The sequence below is a fragment of the Uniformispora flossi genome, from assembly GCF_049534875.1.
In the GTDB taxonomy this organism is placed as follows: Bacteria; Actinomycetota; Actinomycetes; order Streptomycetales; family Streptomycetaceae; genus Yinghuangia; species Yinghuangia aomiensis.
On the sequence record NZ_JBMULZ010000050.1, the window covers coordinates 1 to 1,628 of the forward strand.

1 rRNA gene is annotated in these 1,628 nt (G+C 51.4%); it reads right to left on the minus strand.

From position 1 onward, the window contains the following. Window positions 1-1,609: ribosomal RNA gene (locus tag ACPA54_RS38975) — 23S ribosomal RNA — on the minus strand; the annotation flags it as partial. Between the last annotated feature and the right edge of the window lie 19 nt (window positions 1,610-1,628).

A 1,628-nucleotide genomic window follows, 5' to 3' on the forward strand; every position in this document is an offset into this window, starting at 1 on the left:
TTTAACAATCACTAAATTCGCTACTAAATTTAGATATACATCACATATCAGCCTTATGGGAAACGGATTTGCCTATTTCCCAGCCTAACTGCTTGGACGCGGATATCCAATACCGCGCTTACCCTATCCTCCTGCGTCCCCCCATTGCTCAAATGGTGAGGAGGTGGTACAGGAATATCAACCTGTTGTCCATCGCCTACGCTCTTCAGCCTCGGCTTAGGTCCCGACTAACCCTGAGCGGACGAGCCTTCCTCAGGAAACCTTAGGCATTCGGTGGACGGGATTCTCACCCGTCTTTCGCTACTCATACCGGCATTCTCACTTCTAAGCGCTCCACCAGTCCTTCCGGTCTGACTTCACTGCCCTTAGAACGCTCTCCTACCACTGTTCGAAGAACAGTCCGCAGCTTCGGTGATACGTTTAGCCCCGGTACATTTTCGGCGCAGAGTCACTCGACCAGTGAGCTATTACGCACTCTTTAAATGGTGGCTGCTTCTAAGCCAACATCCTGGTTGTCTAAGCAACTCCACATCCTTTTCCAATTAACGTATACTTTGGGACCTTAGCTGGCGGTCTGGGCTGTTTCCCTTTCGACTACGGATCTTATCACTCGCAGTCTGACTCCCAAGGATAAGTCATTGGCATTCGGAGTTTGACTGAATTCGGTAACCCGGTAGGGGCCCCTAGTCCAATCAGTGCTCTACCTCCAAGACTCTTACCTTGAGGCTAGCCCTAAAGCTATTTCGGAGAGAACCAGCTATCTCCAGGTTCGATTGGCATTTCACCCCTACCCACACCTCATCCCCGCACTTTTCAACGTGCGTGGGTTCGGGCCTCCATTCAGTGTTACCTGAACTTCACCCTGGACATGGGTAGATCACCTGGTTTCGGGTCTACGACCACGTACTCATGCGCCCTATTCAGACTCGCTTTCGCTGCGGCTCCGCATCTTCTGCTTAACCTTGCACGGGATCGTAACTCGCCGGTTCATTCTACAAAAGGCACGCCATCACCCGTTAACGGGCTCTGACTACTTGTAGGCACACGGTTTCAGGATCTCTTTCACTCCCCTTCCGGGGTGCTTTTCACCTTTCCCTCACGGTACTGGTTCACTATCGGTCACTAGGGAGTATTTAGCCTTGGGAGATGGTCCTCCCGGATTCCGACGGAATTTCACGTGTTCCGCCGTACTCAGGATCCACTCAGGAGAGAACGAAGTTTTGACTACAGGGCTGTTACCTCCTATGGCGGGCCTTTCCAGACCTCTTCATCTACCTCGTTCCTTTGTAACTCCGTACAGAGTGTCCTACAACCCCAAGAGGCAAGCCTCTTGGTTTGGGCTAATCCCGTTTCGCTCGCCGCTACTCAGGGAATCGCATTTGCTTTCTCTTCCTCCGGGTACTTAGATGTTTCAGTTCCCCGGGTCTGCCTTCTCATATCCTATGAATTCAGATATGGATACCACTCCATTACGAGTGGTGGGTTTCCCCATTCGGAAATCTCCGGATCAAAGCTTGCTTACAGCTCCCCGAAGCATATCGGTGTTCGTCCCGTCCTTCATCGACTCCTAGTGTCAAGGCATCCACCGTGCGCCCTTTCTAACTTAACCGTTAAAAAGAATCACTATG